Raw genomic sequence first — 18,626 nt, 5'->3', positions numbered from 1 at the left:
TTTAATTTAAACCAAGCAGATCCGTGAGTTGCACAGCCAGCAAGTCGATGAAAAAGATTACTACAGATGATAATACAACAGCTGAGTTTGCCGAACTTCCAACACCTCTGGTACCTTTGCTTGATGTGTAACCTTTATAACAACCAACGATTCCAACAGCAAAACCAAAGAAAAATGTTTTAAAAAATGCAGGAAGTACGTCGCCGAAACTGAGACTTCTAAACACCTGAATAAAAAAAGATAAAAGCTGGTGGCCGACCTGATATTAACGCCTATGTATGCTCCGAACAAGGCGATAGCGTCGCCCAGGACAGTGAGCACGGGTAGCATTAATGTAGTTGCCACGGTACGCGTAGCGACAAGGTACTTGAATGGATTGGTTCCGCTTACCTCCATTGCGTCAATTTGCTCTGTGACTTTCATGGATCCAAGTTCGGCTCCTATACTGCTGGCTATTTTACCTGCAAATATCAGCGCTGTTATAACCGGACCTATCTCCCTAACTATGGCAATGCCTACCATCACCGGAAGTTGAGATTCAACACCATAGGCAACCAGGGATGGCCGCAGCTGCATTGTAAGAACAAGGCCCATAATAAAACCTGTGAGGCCGATAAGCGGCAACGATTTATATCCAATTATATAGCATTGGTTTAATAATTCGCGGACCTCAAAGCGCGGTTTAATTCCGGTAGAGAAAAACTGGCCGGCAAATCCTGCGATATCCCCGGTGTCATTCAAAAAGGCTTTGATATTTTTAGTGAAAGCCATCGTTATATCTGTTTAACTTGATTTGAAAAAATGATCTACGGTAAAATTAATATGGGCCCGAAGAAAAATTTGTGATATCGGACAGCATTTTTTTGATATCTATACCACTGATAAGTGACGCAAATCATTTTTAAGCCCGACGGAACAACTGTTTAACCAGGATATAAAAGATGGTTTTAACAGGTGTGTCATAGGCAAAAACCGGTTTGTGTTTATCCAAGAGATAGCTCATGGTTCCCTTTCTTATACCGCACTTGGTTGAGACTTGTTCTTGCAGGATTTCAAGGCATCATTAATATTTTCAATACCTTTAATCAATGCGTCCGCGTTAAAAGCGATGCTGTCGATGCCGGTTTCAACCAGTAGCCTGGTGAACGTTTCTGAATCGCTTGCCGCCTGGCCGCACAGGCCTACTTTTTTCAGTTTATTTGCCTTTTGTATCATCATGACGATCAGTTGTTTGCTCGCGGCGTCCTGTTCGTCAAATAAGCCTGCTATGAGTGCTGAATCCCGATCAATGCCTAATGTTAATTGTGTAAGGTCATTTGAACCAATTGAGAAACCGTCAAATACTTCCGCGAATTCCTCGGCAAGTAATACATTGCTGGGAATTTCTGCCATAACGAAGATCTCAAGGTCATTCAGGCCCCGTTTAAGCCCGCAGGACGACATCAGATCGATGACTTTTTGCCCCTCCTTAACTGTCCGGCAAAAAGGGATCATCAATTTAATATTATTGAAGCCCATTTCATCACGAACCACTTTCATGGCCTCGCATTCAAGCAGGAAGCCGTCGCGGTAATGATCATCATAATACCTGGAGGCCCCCCTGAAGCCAATCATCGGGTTCTCTTCCTTTGGCTCAAAGTACCTTCCGCCAATGAGGCCGGCATATTCATTGGTTTTAAAATCGCTCATCCTCACGATCACATCTTTCGGGTAAAATGCCGCTGCTATCGTGGCAACACCCTGTACAAGTTTATCTACAAAATAAGCTTTTTTATCGGCATAGCCAGCTGTTAGGTGAGCGATTTTTACCCGTTCCTGCTCGTCCAACACCCGGTTAAAGTGTACGAGCGCCATTGGATGTATCCCAATTTGGTTCGCGATAATAAATTCAATTCGCATCAATCCAACACCGTGGTTGGGAAACATCGATAATTTAAAGGCCTGTCCGGGATCGGCTATGATTAGTTGGGCTTTCGGGTGTACCGGCAGGTGGGTTTTGCTTACATCACTGACCGTTTCAGTCCACTCCAGTTTGCCCCTGTAAACCATCCCCGTCTTTCCTTCGGCGCAGCAAATGGTTATCATCTCACCATCTTCAATGTTATAGGTTCCGTTTGTTGTTCCAACTACAGCCACCGCGCCGAGTTCCCGGGCTATAATAGCGGCATGGCTAGTGCGGCCGCCATTATTAGTAACAATTCCCGCTACCTTTTTCAATACGGGGTCCCAATCCGGGCTGGTTGTTTCGGTAACCAGAATTTCGCCTTCTTTAAGCAGGTTAGCCTGGTCAGGAGTTTTGAGCACGCGTGCCCTGCCGGCTGTAATGCCATTGCCTATGGCAGCCCCCATGGTTATAACTTCTCCTTTTTCGGCAATTTTGAAACTTTTTACCTGTATCTTTTTTCTTGATTATGTACAGTTTCGGGACGAGCCTGGATAATATGGAGTTGGTGATCGAACCCGTCCTTAGCCCATTCAAAATCCATAGGCTGACGGTAATGGTCTTCGATGATCAACGCCCAGTTGGCAAGCTTTTCAACTTCCTGATCGCTGAGTACAAATTTTTGCCGGAGTTCCCAGGGCGTATCCTGATTTATTGTTGGATTGGTTGCATCGTCGGTAGTTGCGCAAACCATGGTTTTGTTTTTGCTGCCAAGGTTTTTTTGGATAATGCACCTTAAATTTTTTTAAGAGTTGGTTTAAACACCAGGAATTCATCAGGCGTAACAGTACCTTGTACGATATTTTCCCCTAATCCCCACACACCCGAAATATGTATAATATCCTTGAACCCACTTTCTGGTTCCAAAGTAAACCCGATACCGGAACACCCCATATCAGATCGCACCATTTTCTGGACTGCAACTGAAAGATAAACTTTCTCATGATCAAAATTTTTATCTTCCCGATATTTAATAGCCCGATCTGTATAAAGTGATGCAAAGCATTGCTTTACGGCAGTTAATAAAGCACTATGGCCTTTAATATTCAGGAAGGATTCGTGCTGTCCTGCAAAACTTGCCCCTGGCAAATCTTCTGCTGTGGCACTGCTTCGCACCGCCACAGTCGGTTCTGCATTTTCAAAAATATAATCGTAGGCGTCTATGATTGCCATTTGCAGGTCATTCGGCATAACGGCGTCCATGATCAGTTTTCGGGCTCTGGCGCCGCTTATCGTTAAGTTAGAGAAGTTCTGCCGGTCTAAACCGGTCATCAAATCAATAAGCTTTTTTTCGAGCCGGTTGAACCCGATGAAATAACGAAAAGCTGCTACAGTTACAGCGAAGCCGTTTGGCGTATTTATTCCATTGTTGGTTAGTTGATTGTAAATTTCCCCCAATGAAGCTGTTTTTCCACCAACATCACCAATATCACCTATGGTGATTTCACTAAACTTTCTGATAAAATGTTCCATGTTACTGTTATTAAGCCGGCCGAAGAGCGTCCGGTTGTCAAAATCGCCGGTGTTGCCGACAGAAAATTTTTAGTCTACTTTAATTTCTTTCTTTGCCGCCTGGTTTCTGCCGCTTTTTTTAAGTTCGATTTCCAAAAGGCCATTGTGATAATTGGCATTCACCCCGTCTTCCTCAACATTGTCTGGCAGCTTAAATGTGCGACGGAAGGAAGCAAATGAAAATTCTTTACGTGTATAACTATCAATCTCTTCCTTTTCTTCTTTATTGGTTTCCGCACTGATGGTCAGTAAGCCGTCTTCGGTAATGATTTTGAAATCATTTTTTTAAAGCCCGGAACAGCGACGTCAAGCTTATAATGATTTTTGGTTTCACGGATATTTACAGCCGGGAGAAATTCTCCGCCGCTGGAAGTTTTATCAAAAAAACGGTCTGGACTCCAAAAATTCTCCATCATTGATTTCCATGATGGAACGCGATGTGATTTTATTAAGGCTGTCATAAATTTGTTTGTTGAATGATTGGTTATCCAAATTTCGCCATGGGAGACATTAAGTATAATGACCACTGTCACGCTTTGGTGTGATTCATGTCAGTTTGGCGGTTTCTTTATCGCAATACCTTTATGGTAACAAGTAATAAGCTATGAATGAATCTTTTAATGGCATGGAATCGGCAATAGAAACCGGGCCTGCAATACAAAATGTTTACCTGCAATCATTAGGTGCAGCAGGTACTGTAACCGGATCCAAGCATCTGCTGCTTACCCCCGGGGGAACGTTATGATCGATTGCGGCCTGTTTCAAGGGATAAAGGCTTTGCGGGAAAAAACTGGGAAAGCCTGCCTGTTAACCTGGCTGATATTAGTGCACTGATACTGACCCACGCACACCTCGATCACTGTGGCTATATCCCTTTACTGGTACGGAACGGGTATCGTAACAAGATTTACATGAGCCAGCCGACCAGGGACCTTGTAGAGCTTATTTTGCGCGACTGCGCCAAACTACAGGAAGAAGATGCCCAAAAGGCTAATAAATACGGTTACTCCAGGCATCATCCGGCAAAGGCCCTGTACACTGTGAAAGATGTTGAGGCTGCGTTGCCCTATTTTGAAGTTTGTGAAATACACAAAACAATCAGCCTGGCTAAACAACTAAGTTTTAGTTTGTACCCATGTGGGCACATCGCGGGTGCTTGTTCGGTCAAAATAAGTTGCTTTGAGAAGACAATTGTATTTTCCGGGGATATCGGGCGTGACCAGTCAGAGCTATTACCTGGCCCCGAGCTATTAGGGCAAGCCGATTTTGTAGTCATGGAGTCTACTTACGGCGATCGCCTACACTCTAAAAATGATACTTCACAGGATTTAGCGGGTGCTATTAATGATACTGTTTTTAATAAGGGGAATGTACTGATCCCATGTTTTGCAGTTGGCCGGGCCCTGGAAGTGATGCACCTGATTTATCGCTTAAAACAACATAATCTGATTCCGTCATCCATTCCGGTATACCTTGATAGCCCGATGGCCGCAGTTGCCGGAAAGACCCTGGTACACTTTCCCGAATGGTTTACTATTGATGAAAAAGAATGTGCCGACATGTTTAACAGTGTAACTATCAACAAGGATTATAAGGATACCGAAAAGATCATTAAAAGGGCAGGGCCTAAGATCGTTCTTGCGGCAAGTGGAATGCTAACCGGAGGCCGTGTGCTGGAATATTTGAAGCGTTATCTGGGCGATGAGCGTAACACTATACTCCTGATTGGTTTCCAGGCCGAGGGCACACGGGGAAGGGCGTTGCTTAACCATATCCACGAATTGAAAATTCATGGTCAATATTACCCGGTGGTGGCGAAGGTACAGGAGATAGAAGGTTTGTCCGCTCACGCCGATCAGTCCGAATTGATTACCTGGTTAAAGCAGTTTCACAATTCGGTATCCGAGGTTTACCTGGTACACGGCGAACCATGCGCACAAGACACTCTTCGGGTTAAGATCCAGGATGAGTTGAAACTAACAGTAAAGATTATGAAGCCTTACCATAAGGAACTTTTATTCACTTTAAATCAACAGTTGTAATGTGATCCGTGGTACTGTGTAATATCCTGGTTTTGAATGCAACAATACTGTTAATCGGTGCCTGGTGCTGTAAATTGACTGTATTGGTTAATTTAATGATAAGCGTCATTTTTCTTTAGCCGGTATTTATCAATATTTGGATACTGGTTACTTTCTAAGCCATTTAAAGCAGGGTTGTTAAATTGCAATGTTACGCGAACTTATTAAGTGCGGATCATGGAAAAGCTCACATTTAATTTTTGTCATCCCGTAAAAGGTCTCCTCAGGCTTTTGAATAAACTTTATCCGGCAGAAATACGCGTAGTACCAATTGATGACCAGCACGGGGGCTTAATTGAAATTTCGGTAACAGGTCTCTGCAGCGGTAAATGGAAGGCAATGCTTGAGTGGGAACATGATGGCATGAATTATTATTATGAACAAGAATTTGAGATACCCGAAGTAAATTGAGTTTTAAATACCTATAATCCCCATTATAATTCTGGTGAAAATAATTGATTACCGACAATCAATCCCAAGCTCCTTATAATCACTTATTAAAGTATGGGTAAATGAAAAAAATCGGACCGTGTGCCTAAAATCTTTTCGAGGTCACCTTTATCTATTTCTTCCTTAGTTAACAATAGGGTTGCTAACTGGTCCAATAAAGGCTTCTTTTTGGCAAGAATTCCTTTCGCGTTCTGATAGGCCTGTGCCAGCAATCCTATTATTTCATCGTCAATAATTTTGCTGGTAGATTCGCTGAAGGGTTTTTGTATTGCCAGATCGGTTTGACCGGTTGAATCGTAATAACTGACGTTTCCAAGCTTTTCGGCAAAACCATAATACATGACCATTGATCTTGCTTCTTTGGTCGCTTTTTCCAAATCATCCAACGCCCCGGACGATATTTCGCCAAAAGTAAGTTCTTCTGCCGCCCTGCCTGCCAGGGTAGCACATAGATGTTCCACGAAAGCAGTTTTGTTACGCAGTTGCCTCTCTTCTGGCAAGTATAATGCCGCGCCTAAAGATTTCCCGCGGGGAATGATCGATACCTTAACCAATGGTTCCACATTTTCCAACAACCAACTCGCAACTGCATGGCCGGCCTCATGATAAGCGATTACTTTCTTTTCGGCCGGCGTAATGATTTTGCTTTTCTTTTCAAGCCCTGCAATTATACGGTAAATGGCTTCTGAAAAATCGGCATTTTGTATACTGTCGGCTTTTCTCCGAGCAGCAATTAATGCTGCCTCATTACAGATATTTGCAATATCTGCGCCTGAAAAGCCCGGCGTTTGGGCCGCGAGCATAGGGATGTCAATGGTATCGGCCATGGTTAACCGCTTGGTGTGCACTTTGAAGATAGCTACTCGTTCCGTTAAATTGGGTAACTCAAGGTAAATATGACGATCAAATCTTCCTGCCCTAATTAAGGCTGGGTCCAGCATATCAGCCCGGTTGGTTGCCGCCAACACAATAACCCCAGCATTGGTAGCAAAACCATCCATCTCGGTCAATAGCTGGTTTAATGTGCTTTCACGTTCTGTCATTGACACCGCCTAAATAAGCACCTTTGCCTCTTGAACGCCCGATTGCGTCAATTTCATCAATAAAAATGATACAGGGTGCCTTTTCTTTGGCTTGTTGAAACATATCGCGCACCCGGGAAGCACCAACACCAACAAACATTTCAACAAAGGCAGCTCCGGAGATTGAAAAGAACGGCACCTGCGCTTCGCCGGCCACTGCTTTTGCAAGCATTGTTTTACCTGTTCCTGGTGGGCCTACTAAAATTACACCTTTAGGTATCTTTGCCCCGAGTTTGGTGAATACGTCAGGCGTCTTTAGAAAGTCGACAATTTCACTTACTTCTACCTTGGCTTCTTCCAGCCCGGCAACGTCGGCGAAGGTGACAGTGCTGTTTTGTTTTTCAATCAATGTAGCCCTTGATTTTCCGAAGCTAAAAATCGAAGATCCCCCGGGCGCTCCGGTACCCGCCATACGCCTCATGATGAAATTCCAAATAAGAAACATCAGAATGAAAGGTACAGTCCAACCGAGGATATTAACGAACCAGTTGCTTTTGTTAATGTACCTTACCGAAACCCTTTCACTTAAGGGAAAACCTTGCTCCGCTTTATCGAGATTAAGTTCAAAAGATTCAACTGATCCTATTGTAAAAGTGTAATGTGGCCCGTAGTTCAGGCCCTTGCCAACAACTGGTTTAAATGCGGCTTTGAAAGCGGTATCGCCTGCAAATGAACTTTTGATGTATACGTTAACATGCTCTTTATTGATCACCTCTAACTTTTCAACAGCTTTTCGGCTTAGCATATCTTTTGAAAATTGCTGCCACGTGATCTCTTTGACATTATCTCCAGACAAGAATGGGGAAAGAATCAAATACAGCAAAATGATCACATATACCCAAGCCCAACTGAATGTTGGTTTATATTTTTTTTAGTGTTTTTATTTGCTGGAGGCATCGCTTTTTTCATAAAATAAAGATGGGTTGAAGCGTACAAACCTGAAATGACGGTTGTTTGCCGAAAATGTGACTTGTGTCGTGATGAAGTGTGACAAAACTCCAATAGTTTGGAGCAAAAGAAAATTAAAGAAACCAGTATTGCTCCCCGAGTTTATTCATGGGTAGGGCCACTTGAACAGGTTGCATATAACGCAGGTGGCGTCATGCTCCGCTTGGCCTGGGATGGATAGCTGAACTATCCTTTTAGCTAAGTTCAGATAACCATCTTTTTTTCAGAAGTATATTATAATATAAACGGGGGAGATCTGACACAGTAACCCGGCTTCGTGGCTTGTTATTTTTTCAATAGCTCAATCGCCCGGGCCTGCTCGTCTTTTTCGCACATGGGATATTCTTTTTTAACTGATGTTGATAGTTACTAAATGTCTCCGGCTTTTTCAGGTCGCACTTTTCTTGATTTTTCATACGATAAATTTTGGCAGCACTCTTTGGTCAATAAATGACCAGAGGCATGGTAGCAGCTAATAGATGGTACTTCGGCGGCCTGATAGTAGCCAGGTTAAGGAAACTCAGAAAGATAATGTTTAGGGGGCTTATCTCATTGATGATGAACATCATATCAGTTCATGATCGCCATCATGGTGATAGCTGCCGGCTATTCGGTTCTTTGTTGTAGTTAATTACATTCAAAAATCATGAGAACAGACAATCAAATCCAAAAAGATGTAATGGATGAATTGAAATGGCAGCCATTTCTAAATTCATCTGAAATTGGCGTTGCTGTAAAGAATGGCATTGTGACATTATCAGGCAATGTAGATTCCTTTTCCAAAAAGCTAACTGCCGAGCGGGCGGCCAAAAAAGTTGCCGGTGTCAAGGCTATCGCTGAAGATATTCATATTGGTGTGTCGCCAGCCTACTGGAGAACAGACGCGGAAATTGCTGAGGCAGTACTAAATGCACTTAAATGGCACTCGGTAGTACCTGACGATAAGATAAAAATTAAGGTAGAAGATGGTGACGTTACCCTGGAAGGTGAACTTGAGTGGGAATACCAGCGTGTTAATGCCCAGACGGCGATTCAATACCTTTCAGGAGTACGTTCGGTGTTCAACCGGATCACCATTAAACCGAAATTAACCCCATTGGAGTTGGAAAAAAGATTGCAGATGCTTTCCGCAGGAATGCAACTGTCGACGCCAGCAAAGTAACTGTGGATACAATCGGAAACAAAGTTGTCCTGACCGGGAAGGTACGTTCCCTTACCGAAAGTGAAGATGCCGAAGATGTTGCGTGGGAAGCTCCCGGTGTACGCCATGTAGAAAATAAGCTGACTATTGAAGAACCGGAATTTGTCTATTAATTCATTAAAAACAAAACAACATGAAAACGTTCAAATCCATGCTTATGCTAACCGCGCTGATAGTCGGTTTTGCTCTATGCTCATCGGCTCAGGTAATTTTACCTGAAGTGCGGATCGTTGCTTCAACTTACAAATATTTAAATGCTACGGATAACCGTGAAATGTCGCAACCAGTTAGGATGCTCGAATTTAAAGCTGCCAGTTACGATGTGAAAAAATCAGAATTTTATGATGATGACTATGATGGGTATTATATCTCATTTTATATACCTGACGGGAAAATACTCGCGGCTTATGATAAAGATGGCAAACTCCTTAGAACAGCCGAAAAGTTTAAAAATACAAAATTGCCCGAGGCAATCAGGACTGCTGTTTCGCAACGCTTTCCAAACTGGCGTATTTCGCAGGATGTTTACCAGGTTAATTATTTTGATCATAAGGATAAGGCTGATAAAACCTTCAAGCTCCTGCTGGAAAACGGCGATAAACGCATGAAAGTAAAACTCAACGAAAAGGGAGAATTTCGCTAAGTAACTTACCTCAATACCTTGCATCCCTGTCACAATAAGGGAAGCTCTGGCAGTCAAAGACGGAAGCTTCCCTTTAAACAAACGGTTATGAAAAAGATTATGCTCGCGTTAAACGCAGAAAAGCCGGACCCACAATCTGTGGCATTCGGTGTTTATTTGGCCCGGTTAACAGGATCTCAGCTTTGCGGAATATTCTTGGAAGATCAGACCCCTACGCACGAGGCTGGTGTTAAATTCGCCTACGGCAGTGTTTATGTAGAAACCATAGATGCAGATGAAGAACCAATAAAGGCTTTTAAGGAGAAAGCTGCTCAATTGAACATACGCGTGTTCAAAGAAGCCTGCGAAGCCCAGGGTATCAATTGCAGGGTCCATCGTGATCAGGGTGTCCCGCAAACAGAATTGATCAATGAAAGCCGATATGCGGATGTCCTGGTTTCAGGGCCTGTATTGTTCGCTTCGTCCGCTCTCGAAATGCCGGCTGGCTTTGTAAAAACATTGCTGGCCAAGTCAGAATGCCCGGTAATTATAGCACCACACCATACCCATCCAATCAATAAGATCCTTTTTGCTTTTAACGGCAGCGCTTCGGCTTTATTCGCAATCAAGCAGTTCACCTATCTGTTTCCGGAGTTGAAGGACACGGAGCTGGTGGTAATGCAGGTTGACGAAGATGCTGTATTCAATGAAGAGCAAAAAGAAAAACTTTATGAATACCTACGCGTACATTATAGGCTGATCAACTTTAAAGATTTACGGGGAAAACCAAAGGATGAGTTATTTGATTATTCCCTTAGAGAGAACAATGCATGCCTGGTTATGGGAGCGTATGGGCGTAACTGGCTGTCTAAATTTTTTAAAGATAGTACAGCAGAGTTGATTATTAAATTGAATAATCTTCCTGTATTTATTACCCATTGGTAACGCCGAAACAAGTTGATTGGTTTGAAAAAGTTTAAGTGAGCTGTTGAGTAAATTATCTTTACGCAATTGAAGCTGCTACACAAGCTATACACCCAAAGTGTGGAAAAGCTATCCGGATAAAACCTCAACTAAATAACAGCCATGACCATGAAAACAAAATATTTAACTCAAATTGCCCAAAAGTCGCCCAACTGGTTGCGCGGCAATTGGCCGCTTATTCTTTTGCTCTCATTTGTATTACTTATCATTATAGGAATGGCTGTGTTTCTCTTTTTTCCTGACAAATTGATAAAACGATCGGCGAATGCCGATCGGCCATGAGAAGCACACATTCAATTAACGGCACCTTTTGTTAATTTGTAAGTTCGTAATTTTTTAATGCTTATTTACTATTAGTTTTTGTTTAAAACTTTTGGGAATTTTTTTTAACTTTATTAAACAATCGCAAAATATCTTATACCCAAATCTCTCGTATTATGAACGAGTTAAATACTTTATCTCTTGAAAATGAAGCGGGGTTTAAAGCTTTATTTCAGTACACTACAGTTGGGGTTTTGGTGATAAGTGAAGGGGGGAGGATCGAGTTATCTAACCCATGTGCATAAAAATTGTTCGGCTATGATAAATCCGAGCTTGAAGGGCAATTGGTAGAATTATTTTTGTAAAACAATACGTAGAGTTATTGAACGGTCACATCAGTTTTATCAGCAACGCTAACCTCGGAATAACTTTCATTATTGAATTTCCAATGAATCTAAGGCTATGAAAACGATCTTACTGGTAGAAGACAATAACGACATTCGCGAAAATACCTGCGAATTGTTGGAATTGGAAGGCTATAACGTCATCCCCGCATTGAATGGAAAAACAGGATTAATATTAGCTATTGAACACCTGCCTGATTTAATACTTTGCGATATTATGATGCCTGAGGCTAATGGTTATGAGGTTCTTAAATATTTGCAAGACAATGCCGCGACCAGGGCTATTCCATTTATATTTTTAACGGCCAGTGCTGAAAAAAGGATGTAGCGATCGGCCTGGAGATGGGGGCGAGCGGCTACATCCGCAAGCCATTTGACCCTGAAGAACTTTTTCAAGCCATCAGGCATTCGCTGCAGGAGTCGGTTTAACTAAATATTTGTTATCAATATGTGATAAACTATTTAAAATAGCGTGCCCAAGGTCATTTGTTCTAATATTCTGAGGAGCGATTTTTGTTGATAAATAAATAATCAATGAAAATCCCTGAAGGAAGCGAAAGCAGGAATATTTTAATCAGGGGAGGATTACGTATAACCAGACAATTGGCCCCAACCGCGCTCAAAAGCTTTCGGTTCGATTTTTACATCGGTTGTGCTGCTTCAATTATACTTGTTATATTAACAGGGGCAGTTTCTTATAATACGTTAATCCAACAAGAAAGAAATGAAAAACGGATAGAACGTACCTACCAGGTGCTCAGAAAAACTGACTCGCTGAACATGCTGTTTAATCAGGCTATGGTGTACCAAACGTATTCAAAGCCGTTAGCGCCTAAAGATAGTTTCGGCTTAAATGCGCAGCAGTATGACGGGCTTAATACAAAAGTTAATTCCTTAAAAGCTTTGGTAATTGATGATAATCAATTAACGCAGGTTATTAACTTGAAACATCAAATAGACACGCTGCGGAGAACGACCTTTTCAGAAAGCGGTAGCATCAGGTTACAAATTGAAAAAATTAACGAAACCATCCGCCGCTTTAAGCACCTGGAAGAAATGTTCCTGTCTTCGCAAGAGGCCGGTTATAAACTATCCTCTAAACAAACCAGGGTTGTTATAGTTGCCGGTTCTGTTTTGATAATGGTTATTGTATCTTTTTTAGTTTATCTAATTCTGAAGGAATTAAACGCCCGTATCAGGGCATATAGGGAAGAGTTTGAATTAAACCAATTAAAAAGCACGTTTGTGACTTTGGCATCACATGAATTTCGTACACCGTTAAGCTCTATTTTACTGTCAGCTACCCTAATCGCTAAATACCTGGAAAAAGATGAAAAAACATCAATTGTCAAACATGTTGCCAAGATCAAACAGGTAGTTCACAATCTTGAAGATATCCTTGAAGATTTTTTATCTGTTGAAAGGCTGGAAGAAGGTTTGACTGAAGCCGAATTTTCATCTTTCGATTTGGTACCGCTTTGTGAAGAGATTATGGCTGCTATGAAACAAATGGCCCGGCCCGGCCAGGAATTAACTTACAAACCGGTTCAGGAAAATGCCGTTGTTTGCCTGGACCGGATGCTGATCTCAAAATCAATCAATAGTCTTTTATCCAATGCCATTAAGTATGCGGGTGATGAAACAAATATCGAACTGGTTACCAATTTGACCGCCGAAAATTTGTTAATCAGTGTGAGAGATAATGGTATAGGGATTGCAAAACAGGATCAAATGCAACTGTTTTCAAAATTTTACCGAATCAATAATACCGGGCATATTTCCGGAACGGGATTAGGGCTTAATATTGTGAAGCGGTATGTTCAGTTAATGAACGGTACACTCCAATTTTGGAGCACCCCCTATAAAGAAACCTGTTTTACGATGATCTTTCCTGTTAAATAAATAGGATAGTTCGGGACAATTTATTTATACTTTAGAAAGGCAGGCACTCCAGATTATTTTCCGGTTTTGAAACGTAGTTTTATAAAAAACAAACCTATGATCAAATATGGGTTTCACTTTTCATTTGCTGCGACAATATTGATAACGTTATAAGGCACATCTCTGAGAAATTGGATATCTGAAAAACGGTTTTTAAAGGTAATTGAGTTGGTGTTTAAGCAAAGTATCAAATATCAATATAAGTTTGCTGCGATTAGAAATTCTGAACCTTTTCGAAAAAACCACGCAGGCGCTCGCAAGCTTAATCTTTTTAAACAACTCGCGATAATACTGGTAAGCCAGATAAACGCCCCGGCGGGAAGATTTTGGTAGCTTTCGGATGTCCTTCAACGCTTCATTGAAGTCTTGTTCAATCTCTTGTTCTATATTTCTTTTATCTGTTTCGGAAAAATGCTTAAGGTCAATCCCCGGAAAGTAGCTTCTGTTGAGCTGAAGATAGTCCGCGCCGATATCCCTCAGGAAATTAATCTTTTGAAAGGCCGCGCCTAAGCGCATGGCTCCCGGCTTAAGAGTTTCGTAACTGTCCTTATCGCCGTTTGTGAACACGTATAAGCACATCAGGCCAACCACTTCAGCAGATCCAAGGATATATTCCTCAAATTTTTGTTGATCATAAAGCTGGTCGTCCAGGTCCATTTCCATGCTATGCAGAAATTGGTTAATCAATTGATGATCTATACGGTATTTATTGACTGTTTCCTGGAAAGCGTTAAGAATGGGATTTAGGCTGATACCCAGTTCTATCGCTTCAAAGCAATCCTTTCTAAATTTATTTAGTAATTCACGCTTGTCATAATTATGAAAGCTGTCCACGATTTCTGTCAGTAAGCCTTACAAAGCCATAGATGGCATAAATAGGCTTATGCAATTCTTTATCAAGAAAATTGATGCCCAGAAAAAAGCTGGTACTGTACCTGCGTGTTGCCAGTTTACTACATTCCGCAGAAAGGCGGTCAAATTTTTCTTTCATCGATTAGATTTTCAGATAGTTTAATAATTGATGTATTGAAACATTGCCATAAAAGCCGGCAGGCGGAACACCTTGTTCTGGTACGCTCGGGTGTCCTGCAAAAATAAGTACGCCGCGGCGCTTAATCCGGCAATGTCAGTGCCTGTTATCGCGTACCCTTTTCGTTCCTTTTTGCTCATATAACCGGCGCGATTATTTGTTCAAAATCCGGAAGCGTTTCCAACCAATACACGTTTTTGGGAAAGTGAACGCTATTTATAACTTGCTTGTTGCCAGATAAGTATATTTTAACAGATTTGAAAGTAGACGCGAGCTGGTCAATATATGCCTGTGCATTAGCAATTGGCCTTACACGCGTCATAAAAAAAGGAGGTTGTGAGGTTGCGTGCTTTCAACCGTATGGTTTAAAGCCAATATGGGCACCTGCGCACCTAAATAAATCACCCGATGGCCGGCAGTCCGCAACATATAGCTTGAAAGGAGCAGGCCAATATCATGATCTTCGTCTTCCGGTAAAAATAGCAGCCATAACGGTTTGCTATTTTGCTGTTGCTCCAAACAATCATTGATTGCTGAAAATAGCTTTTGCCTGATGATGGACGAAAGAAAATGCTCCTGTGATGGACAAAGCGAATTGTTTAGCCACATTAAACCGGCACGGACTAACATGGGGTATATCACGAATTTATATGTTCCTAAAACTCCATTCTGCTCGAACGATTTGGTTATAAGTTCATTTACCGCATACTCATGAAAAATTAATGCATTGCTGATGATCTGAGAAATGAAATACTCATGCTGATGTTGCGCGGGCCGCGTTTTATCTATTTCATTCTTGAGTAGTTTGTTCATTTCCTCCCGGCTTAATGCGCAGGCTTTAGAAATTTTGTAGCCAGCGTGGTAAAGTCCGGCTATGCTCAATAATTTCTTTAGTTGGTCATCATCATAAAAGCGCGTATTCCCAGCTGTTCTTGAAGGGGTAAATGCCCGGTACCTCCTTTCCCAAATACGGATATTATGGGCCGAAACACCTGACAATTGCTCAAGATCAGAAATGGAATAATTCATTTTGTCTAAGTTTTATTAATTCAAATTTAGACAAAAAAATGAATTAACAAATGTTTCTTTATGAAGTATGCCAAATTTCTTAAGCGTAAGTATTGTAGGGAATATACAGGTTGCTAAGCACGGAAAAACCCGAGGTGGTGACAAGAGGCACAATGAAGCTGTAGAACCTCTGAAAAATATTAACCGATACTAACTAAAACCGGTAATATGAAACCGAAGAAGATCATGTCTTAATCAATTGATAAGGGGCGTCATCAGGATTAATTATGCATCTAAAATGCTTGTTTCAAAATCTTAATGTACTATCAACGTACTTTCTATCACGAGGTTTTTACTTCTGAGTCCTTACGTAACCATGCTTTATAAAGCTCGAACCAAATAACGGAGGTAAACCCTATAATTATACTCATCACCAGGTCACTCATATTTAGCGAGTTGAAACCGAAGAAAACTGCCAAAGGGCGGATGTATATCAGGGAACATGATATAAAGATTGTAAGCCCGATAACCAGCAGCACAAGGTTATTTTTATATTTGATAGTTGTAAACAGCGAGTAGTAAAACGAACGATTGACTAAAGTGAGCAAAATATTAGCCGATATCAGAGTGGTAAATACCATGGTACGGGTTACTTGTTCATCTGCTGCTTTGCTTATGGCATATTGGTAGACCGTTAGTGTTCCGATTGTGATGGCTGCCCCTTGTACTATGCTGGTCGCCAACTCTTTCCAATTAAAGAACGTGGTGCTGAACGGACGTGGCTTTTGCAACATTGCATTCTTTTCTATGGGCTCGTTTTCATAAATGATCGAACAAGTCGGCCCCATAATCAGTTCCAGGAAAATAATATGCACCGGTGAAAAAATATTCGGATAAATCCAACCTAAAGCCAGTGGTATAAATACCGTTAATACGATGGGAATGTGGATAGAAATAATATACTGTATGGCCTTTTTTAGGTTAGTGTAGATACGCCGGCCCATGGCTACAGCATCAACCATTTTCGAAAGGTCATCCTCCAATAAAATTAATGAAGCAGCCTGCTTCGCTATCTCTGTGCCCTTTTTTCCCATCGCAATGCCAATATGCGCCGCCTTCAGTGCGGGGCCGTCGTTAACTCCGTCTCCGGTCATAGCTACTATCTCATTTTGGGCTTTTAAAGCATTGATGATCTTTAGCTTGGCATCCGGGAACATACGTGTAAAAATGTTCGCTTTCTTCACTTTCTCCCTAAGTTCCTGTTCTGACAATTGCATCAGCATGTCTCCGCTGATGCATTGGTCTGCTCCATGGAAGTCAATTTGCTTCGCGATAGCGCCGGTGGTTTCTGCATTATCGCCCGTGATGATTTTAACCTTAATGCCAGCTTTGTAAAAGCCCTGTAATACAGCAGTGATGTTTTTCTTGGGCGGATCATAAAATGCAACCAGCCCTTTGAATACAAAATGAAACTCCTGCTGTGTAGCAGGAAAATCACTTCCCACAAAATTTGCTTCGCCTACGGCCAATACCCGGTAACCTTCGATAGCCAAAGCCGCTATTGCAGCAGTCACGTGTTCTTTCTCGATTTGATTTAGGTTGCTGACGCCGATCAATGCTTCAGGTGCACCTTTGGCTGCGATAATGCGATTCCCTTTTCCATTTTCAAAAAGGTGGGTCATCATAGGCGGCTTGCCGCCCAGCGGATATTCGTGGATCATTTTATAATCCGAACGCTCATCTGCCCGATTTGTGTGGGTGTAGGCATTGTGCAGGGCAACTTCCATCGGATCAAAAGGGATCGGTTCGCTGGCCCACATGGCAAGCGCGATTAGCTCTGTTGCTGCGCCGGTCGATAGCTTTTCATTAAGATTGTAAATGCAATCCTCCTTCAGGACATACGCTTTCGCCAGGCTCATCTTATTCTCGGTTAGTGTGCCGGTTTTATCAGTGCATATTACCGATGCGCTGCCCAAAGTCTCCACCGTTTTCATTTGCTTGACAACGACCCCAATTTTCATAAGCCGCCAGGCCCCCAGCGCCATAAAAGTGGTAAATGCAACAGGGATTTCCTCGGGCAGGATACTCATGGCCAGCGTAAGCGCTTTAAGGAGACTGTCTAAGATATTTGCCGAATGAAAATAGTTTATCCCCCACACCGTCAGAAACACAATTACCCCCACGATCACCATTTTCTTTACGAAATTGCTGATCTGTATTTCCAGGGGTGTTTTTTCTTCCGCTATAGATTCGAGGCTCCTGCCAATTTTACCTAATCGTGTTTGGTTACCTATTGCCGTTACGGTTGCAATGGCCAGTCCGCTTGCTACTGTTGTGCCACTGAAAATCAGATTGTCTGCTGAGGAGCTGTCTTTAAAAACAGCCAGGGATTCGCCTGTGAGAATGCTTTCGTTGATTGAAAAATCATTGGAATGTTCAATAACACCATCAGCAGTAATAAAAGTGCCTTCCTCTACTATCAGGCTGTCGCCAATAACAAGTTCTTCTTTTTTTACTTCTAAAACTTCTCCGTGCCTGATCACTTTGCATTTAGGTTGCGAAAAGTCCTTCAATTTTTCGAGCGCGTTCCGGCTTCTGGAGTCCTGATACAAAGATATGCCCGACACGAGTACAATTGCTGAAGCCAAAAAAATACCGTCGCCCGCCTTTCCGCTAATAAAATAAATACATGAGGTAACTAACAATAAGATTACCATCGGTTCTTTTGTCAATCCTATCAACGCATTAACAAATCCGTTTTCTTTCTTAAACGAAAGGCTGTTCGCTCCGTATTTAGATCTCGCCGCAAGTACTTCCTGTTCGCTCAGGCCATGTATATTGAAATTATTTATTGCCATTTATCTAATCAGCTAATAGTTAGTTACGAACTGATCAGATCATTTCAGACGGAATGACCATCAGAGGTAAATGCTGGTTGTCTAAAGCGGCCACCGTTGTAGACTTGTCAAACAGCCCCGACAAAAAAAGTTTTGATGATGAACAAGTGTAAGTATATCCGATCCGTTATCTTTGCATAGCCTATTTAATCGTTTAATCACGTCTTTTCCCCTTATTTCCTGAAAGGTTATATTATCCTGTTTGATTGCATCAATATGGTTAAGTAAAGCCTTTTCTTTTACAGTATCGCCTTCCTCTTCTA

Annotated in this window: 20 protein-coding genes and 2 pseudogenes; 9 read left to right on the top strand and 13 right to left on the bottom strand. The window is 41.9% G+C overall.

Annotated elements, in window-relative coordinates:
* Position 1 precedes the first annotated feature (1 nt).
* The 6 genes and pseudogenes from ACRQ5D_RS24315 to ACRQ5D_RS24290 all read right to left on the bottom strand — a co-directional run bounded on the left by ACRQ5D_RS24315 (position 2) and on the right by ACRQ5D_RS24290 (position 3,915).
* Positions 2 to 771: pseudogene (locus tag ACRQ5D_RS24315) on the bottom strand (MlaE family ABC transporter permease).
* Between the two features lie 243 nt (positions 772 to 1,014).
* Complete coding sequence (locus ACRQ5D_RS24310) at positions 1,015 to 2,349, bottom strand: putative PEP-binding protein (protein WP_432326879.1); 1,335 nt, start codon at positions 2,347 to 2,349, stop codon at positions 1,015 to 1,017.
* 38 nt (positions 2,350 to 2,387) lie between these two features.
* Positions 2,388 to 2,636 carry a PEP/pyruvate-binding domain-containing protein gene (locus tag ACRQ5D_RS24305; RefSeq protein ID WP_431200626.1) on the bottom strand — a complete coding sequence of 83 codons (249 nt, stop codon included), beginning with the start codon at positions 2,634 to 2,636 and terminating at the stop codon, positions 2,388 to 2,390.
* Positions 2,637 to 2,677: 41 nt separating this feature from the next.
* Entirely contained in the window at positions 2,678 to 3,415 is a 738-nt protein-coding gene (locus ACRQ5D_RS24300; protein ID WP_432326876.1) for a PEP/pyruvate-binding domain-containing protein, read from the bottom strand.
* Positions 3,416 to 3,484: 69 nt separating this feature from the next.
* The gene (locus ACRQ5D_RS24295) at positions 3,485 to 3,697 is read right to left on the bottom strand and encodes an Hsp20/alpha crystallin family protein (RefSeq protein ID WP_432329849.1); all 213 of its coding nucleotides are present in this window, start codon (positions 3,695 to 3,697) and stop codon (positions 3,485 to 3,487) included.
* A 2-nt stretch (positions 3,698 to 3,699) separates the two neighbouring features.
* A complete protein-coding gene (locus tag ACRQ5D_RS24290; RefSeq protein WP_432326874.1) occupies positions 3,700 to 3,915 on the bottom strand; it encodes a hypothetical protein in 216 nt (71 codons plus the stop codon).
* Positions 3,916 to 4,058: 143 nt separating this feature from the next.
* Between ACRQ5D_RS24290 and ACRQ5D_RS24285 the strand changes: the two genes are divergently transcribed.
* The 3 genes from ACRQ5D_RS24285 to ACRQ5D_RS24275 all read left to right on the top strand — a co-directional run bounded on the left by ACRQ5D_RS24285 (position 4,059) and on the right by ACRQ5D_RS24275 (position 5,946).
* Complete coding sequence (locus ACRQ5D_RS24285; protein ID WP_432326872.1) at positions 4,059 to 4,199, top strand: hypothetical protein; 141 nt, start codon at positions 4,059 to 4,061, stop codon at positions 4,197 to 4,199.
* Between the two features lie 4 nt (positions 4,200 to 4,203).
* The gene (locus ACRQ5D_RS24280) at positions 4,204 to 5,496 is read left to right on the top strand and encodes an MBL fold metallo-hydrolase RNA specificity domain-containing protein (RefSeq protein WP_431200624.1); all 1,293 of its coding nucleotides are present in this window, start codon (positions 4,204 to 4,206) and stop codon (positions 5,494 to 5,496) included.
* 216 nt (positions 5,497 to 5,712) lie between these two features.
* Positions 5,713 to 5,946, top strand: coding sequence for a hypothetical protein (locus ACRQ5D_RS24275; RefSeq protein WP_091164184.1), 234 nt, complete (start codon positions 5,713 to 5,715; stop codon positions 5,944 to 5,946).
* An 86-nt stretch (positions 5,947 to 6,032) separates the two neighbouring features.
* On the opposite strand, the gene ACRQ5D_RS24270 is transcribed toward ACRQ5D_RS24275, so the two are convergent.
* The 3 genes and pseudogenes from ACRQ5D_RS24270 to ACRQ5D_RS24260 form a co-directional block, all read right to left on the bottom strand.
* Positions 6,033 to 7,028: an AAA family ATPase gene (locus ACRQ5D_RS24270; RefSeq protein ID WP_432326869.1), complete on the bottom strand. Its 996-nt coding sequence runs from the start codon at positions 7,026 to 7,028 to the stop codon at positions 6,033 to 6,035.
* Complete coding sequence (locus tag ACRQ5D_RS24265; protein ID WP_432329847.1) at positions 7,015 to 7,479, bottom strand: AAA family ATPase; 465 nt, start codon at positions 7,477 to 7,479, stop codon at positions 7,015 to 7,017. The genes ACRQ5D_RS24270 and ACRQ5D_RS24265 overlap by 14 nt, the downstream gene beginning before the upstream one ends.
* A gap of 144 nt (positions 7,480 to 7,623) precedes the next feature.
* Positions 7,624 to 7,902: pseudogene (locus ACRQ5D_RS24260) on the bottom strand (ATP-dependent metallopeptidase FtsH/Yme1/Tma family protein); the annotation flags it as partial.
* Between the two features lie 759 nt (positions 7,903 to 8,661).
* Here ACRQ5D_RS24260 and ACRQ5D_RS24255 point away from each other — a divergent pair.
* The 6 genes from ACRQ5D_RS24255 (at position 8,662) to ACRQ5D_RS24230 (ending at position 13,389) form a co-directional block, all read left to right on the top strand.
* Positions 8,662 to 9,177 (top strand): BON domain-containing protein, encoded by a 516-nt coding sequence (locus ACRQ5D_RS24255; protein WP_431200622.1) that lies wholly within the window; start codon positions 8,662 to 8,664, stop codon positions 9,175 to 9,177.
* 2 nt (positions 9,178 to 9,179) lie between these two features.
* Positions 9,180 to 9,329: a BON domain-containing protein gene (locus ACRQ5D_RS24250; RefSeq protein WP_431200621.1), complete on the top strand. Its 150-nt coding sequence runs from the start codon at positions 9,180 to 9,182 to the stop codon at positions 9,327 to 9,329.
* A 20-nt stretch (positions 9,330 to 9,349) separates the two neighbouring features.
* Positions 9,350 to 9,859, top strand: a complete 510-nt coding sequence (locus tag ACRQ5D_RS24245) for a nicotinate-nucleotide adenylyltransferase (RefSeq protein ID WP_091164189.1) — start codon at positions 9,350 to 9,352, stop codon at positions 9,857 to 9,859.
* 87 nt (positions 9,860 to 9,946) lie between these two features.
* A complete protein-coding gene (locus ACRQ5D_RS24240) occupies positions 9,947 to 10,783 on the top strand; it encodes a universal stress protein (protein WP_091164192.1) in 837 nt (278 codons plus the stop codon).
* Between the two features lie 762 nt (positions 10,784 to 11,545).
* On the top strand, positions 11,546 to 11,815 hold the full coding sequence (locus ACRQ5D_RS24235) for a response regulator (RefSeq protein ID WP_432326866.1): 270 nt from the start codon (positions 11,546 to 11,548) through the stop codon (positions 11,813 to 11,815).
* A gap of 206 nt (positions 11,816 to 12,021) precedes the next feature.
* Positions 12,022 to 13,389 (top strand): sensor histidine kinase, encoded by a 1,368-nt coding sequence (locus ACRQ5D_RS24230; RefSeq protein WP_091164199.1) that lies wholly within the window; start codon positions 12,022 to 12,024, stop codon positions 13,387 to 13,389.
* Between the two features lie 192 nt (positions 13,390 to 13,581).
* On the opposite strand, the gene ACRQ5D_RS24225 is transcribed toward ACRQ5D_RS24230, so the two are convergent.
* The 4 genes from ACRQ5D_RS24225 to ACRQ5D_RS24210 all read right to left on the bottom strand — a co-directional run bounded on the left by ACRQ5D_RS24225 (position 13,582) and on the right by ACRQ5D_RS24210 (position 18,324).
* Entirely contained in the window at positions 13,582 to 14,262 is a 681-nt protein-coding gene (locus ACRQ5D_RS24225; RefSeq protein WP_432326864.1) for a phytoene/squalene synthase family protein, read from the bottom strand.
* Positions 14,246 to 14,419 carry a squalene/phytoene synthase family protein gene (locus tag ACRQ5D_RS24220; RefSeq protein WP_432326862.1) on the bottom strand — a complete coding sequence of 58 codons (174 nt, stop codon included), beginning with the start codon at positions 14,417 to 14,419 and terminating at the stop codon, positions 14,246 to 14,248. Before ACRQ5D_RS24220 ends, ACRQ5D_RS24225 begins: the two co-directional genes overlap by 17 nt.
* A gap of 357 nt (positions 14,420 to 14,776) precedes the next feature.
* Positions 14,777 to 15,487: a MerR family transcriptional regulator gene (locus tag ACRQ5D_RS24215; protein ID WP_431200620.1), complete on the bottom strand. Its 711-nt coding sequence runs from the start codon at positions 15,485 to 15,487 to the stop codon at positions 14,777 to 14,779.
* Positions 15,488 to 15,807: 320 nt separating this feature from the next.
* Positions 15,808 to 18,324, bottom strand: coding sequence for a cation-translocating P-type ATPase (locus tag ACRQ5D_RS24210; RefSeq protein ID WP_091164206.1), 2,517 nt, complete (start codon positions 18,322 to 18,324; stop codon positions 15,808 to 15,810).
* Between the last annotated feature and the right edge of the window lie 302 nt (positions 18,325 to 18,626).

The organism is Mucilaginibacter sp. P25 (genome assembly GCF_050859465.1).
Classification (GTDB): domain Bacteria; phylum Bacteroidota; class Bacteroidia; order Sphingobacteriales; family Sphingobacteriaceae; genus Mucilaginibacter; species Mucilaginibacter gossypii.
This window is presented reverse-complemented; position numbering and strand designations above follow the sequence as displayed.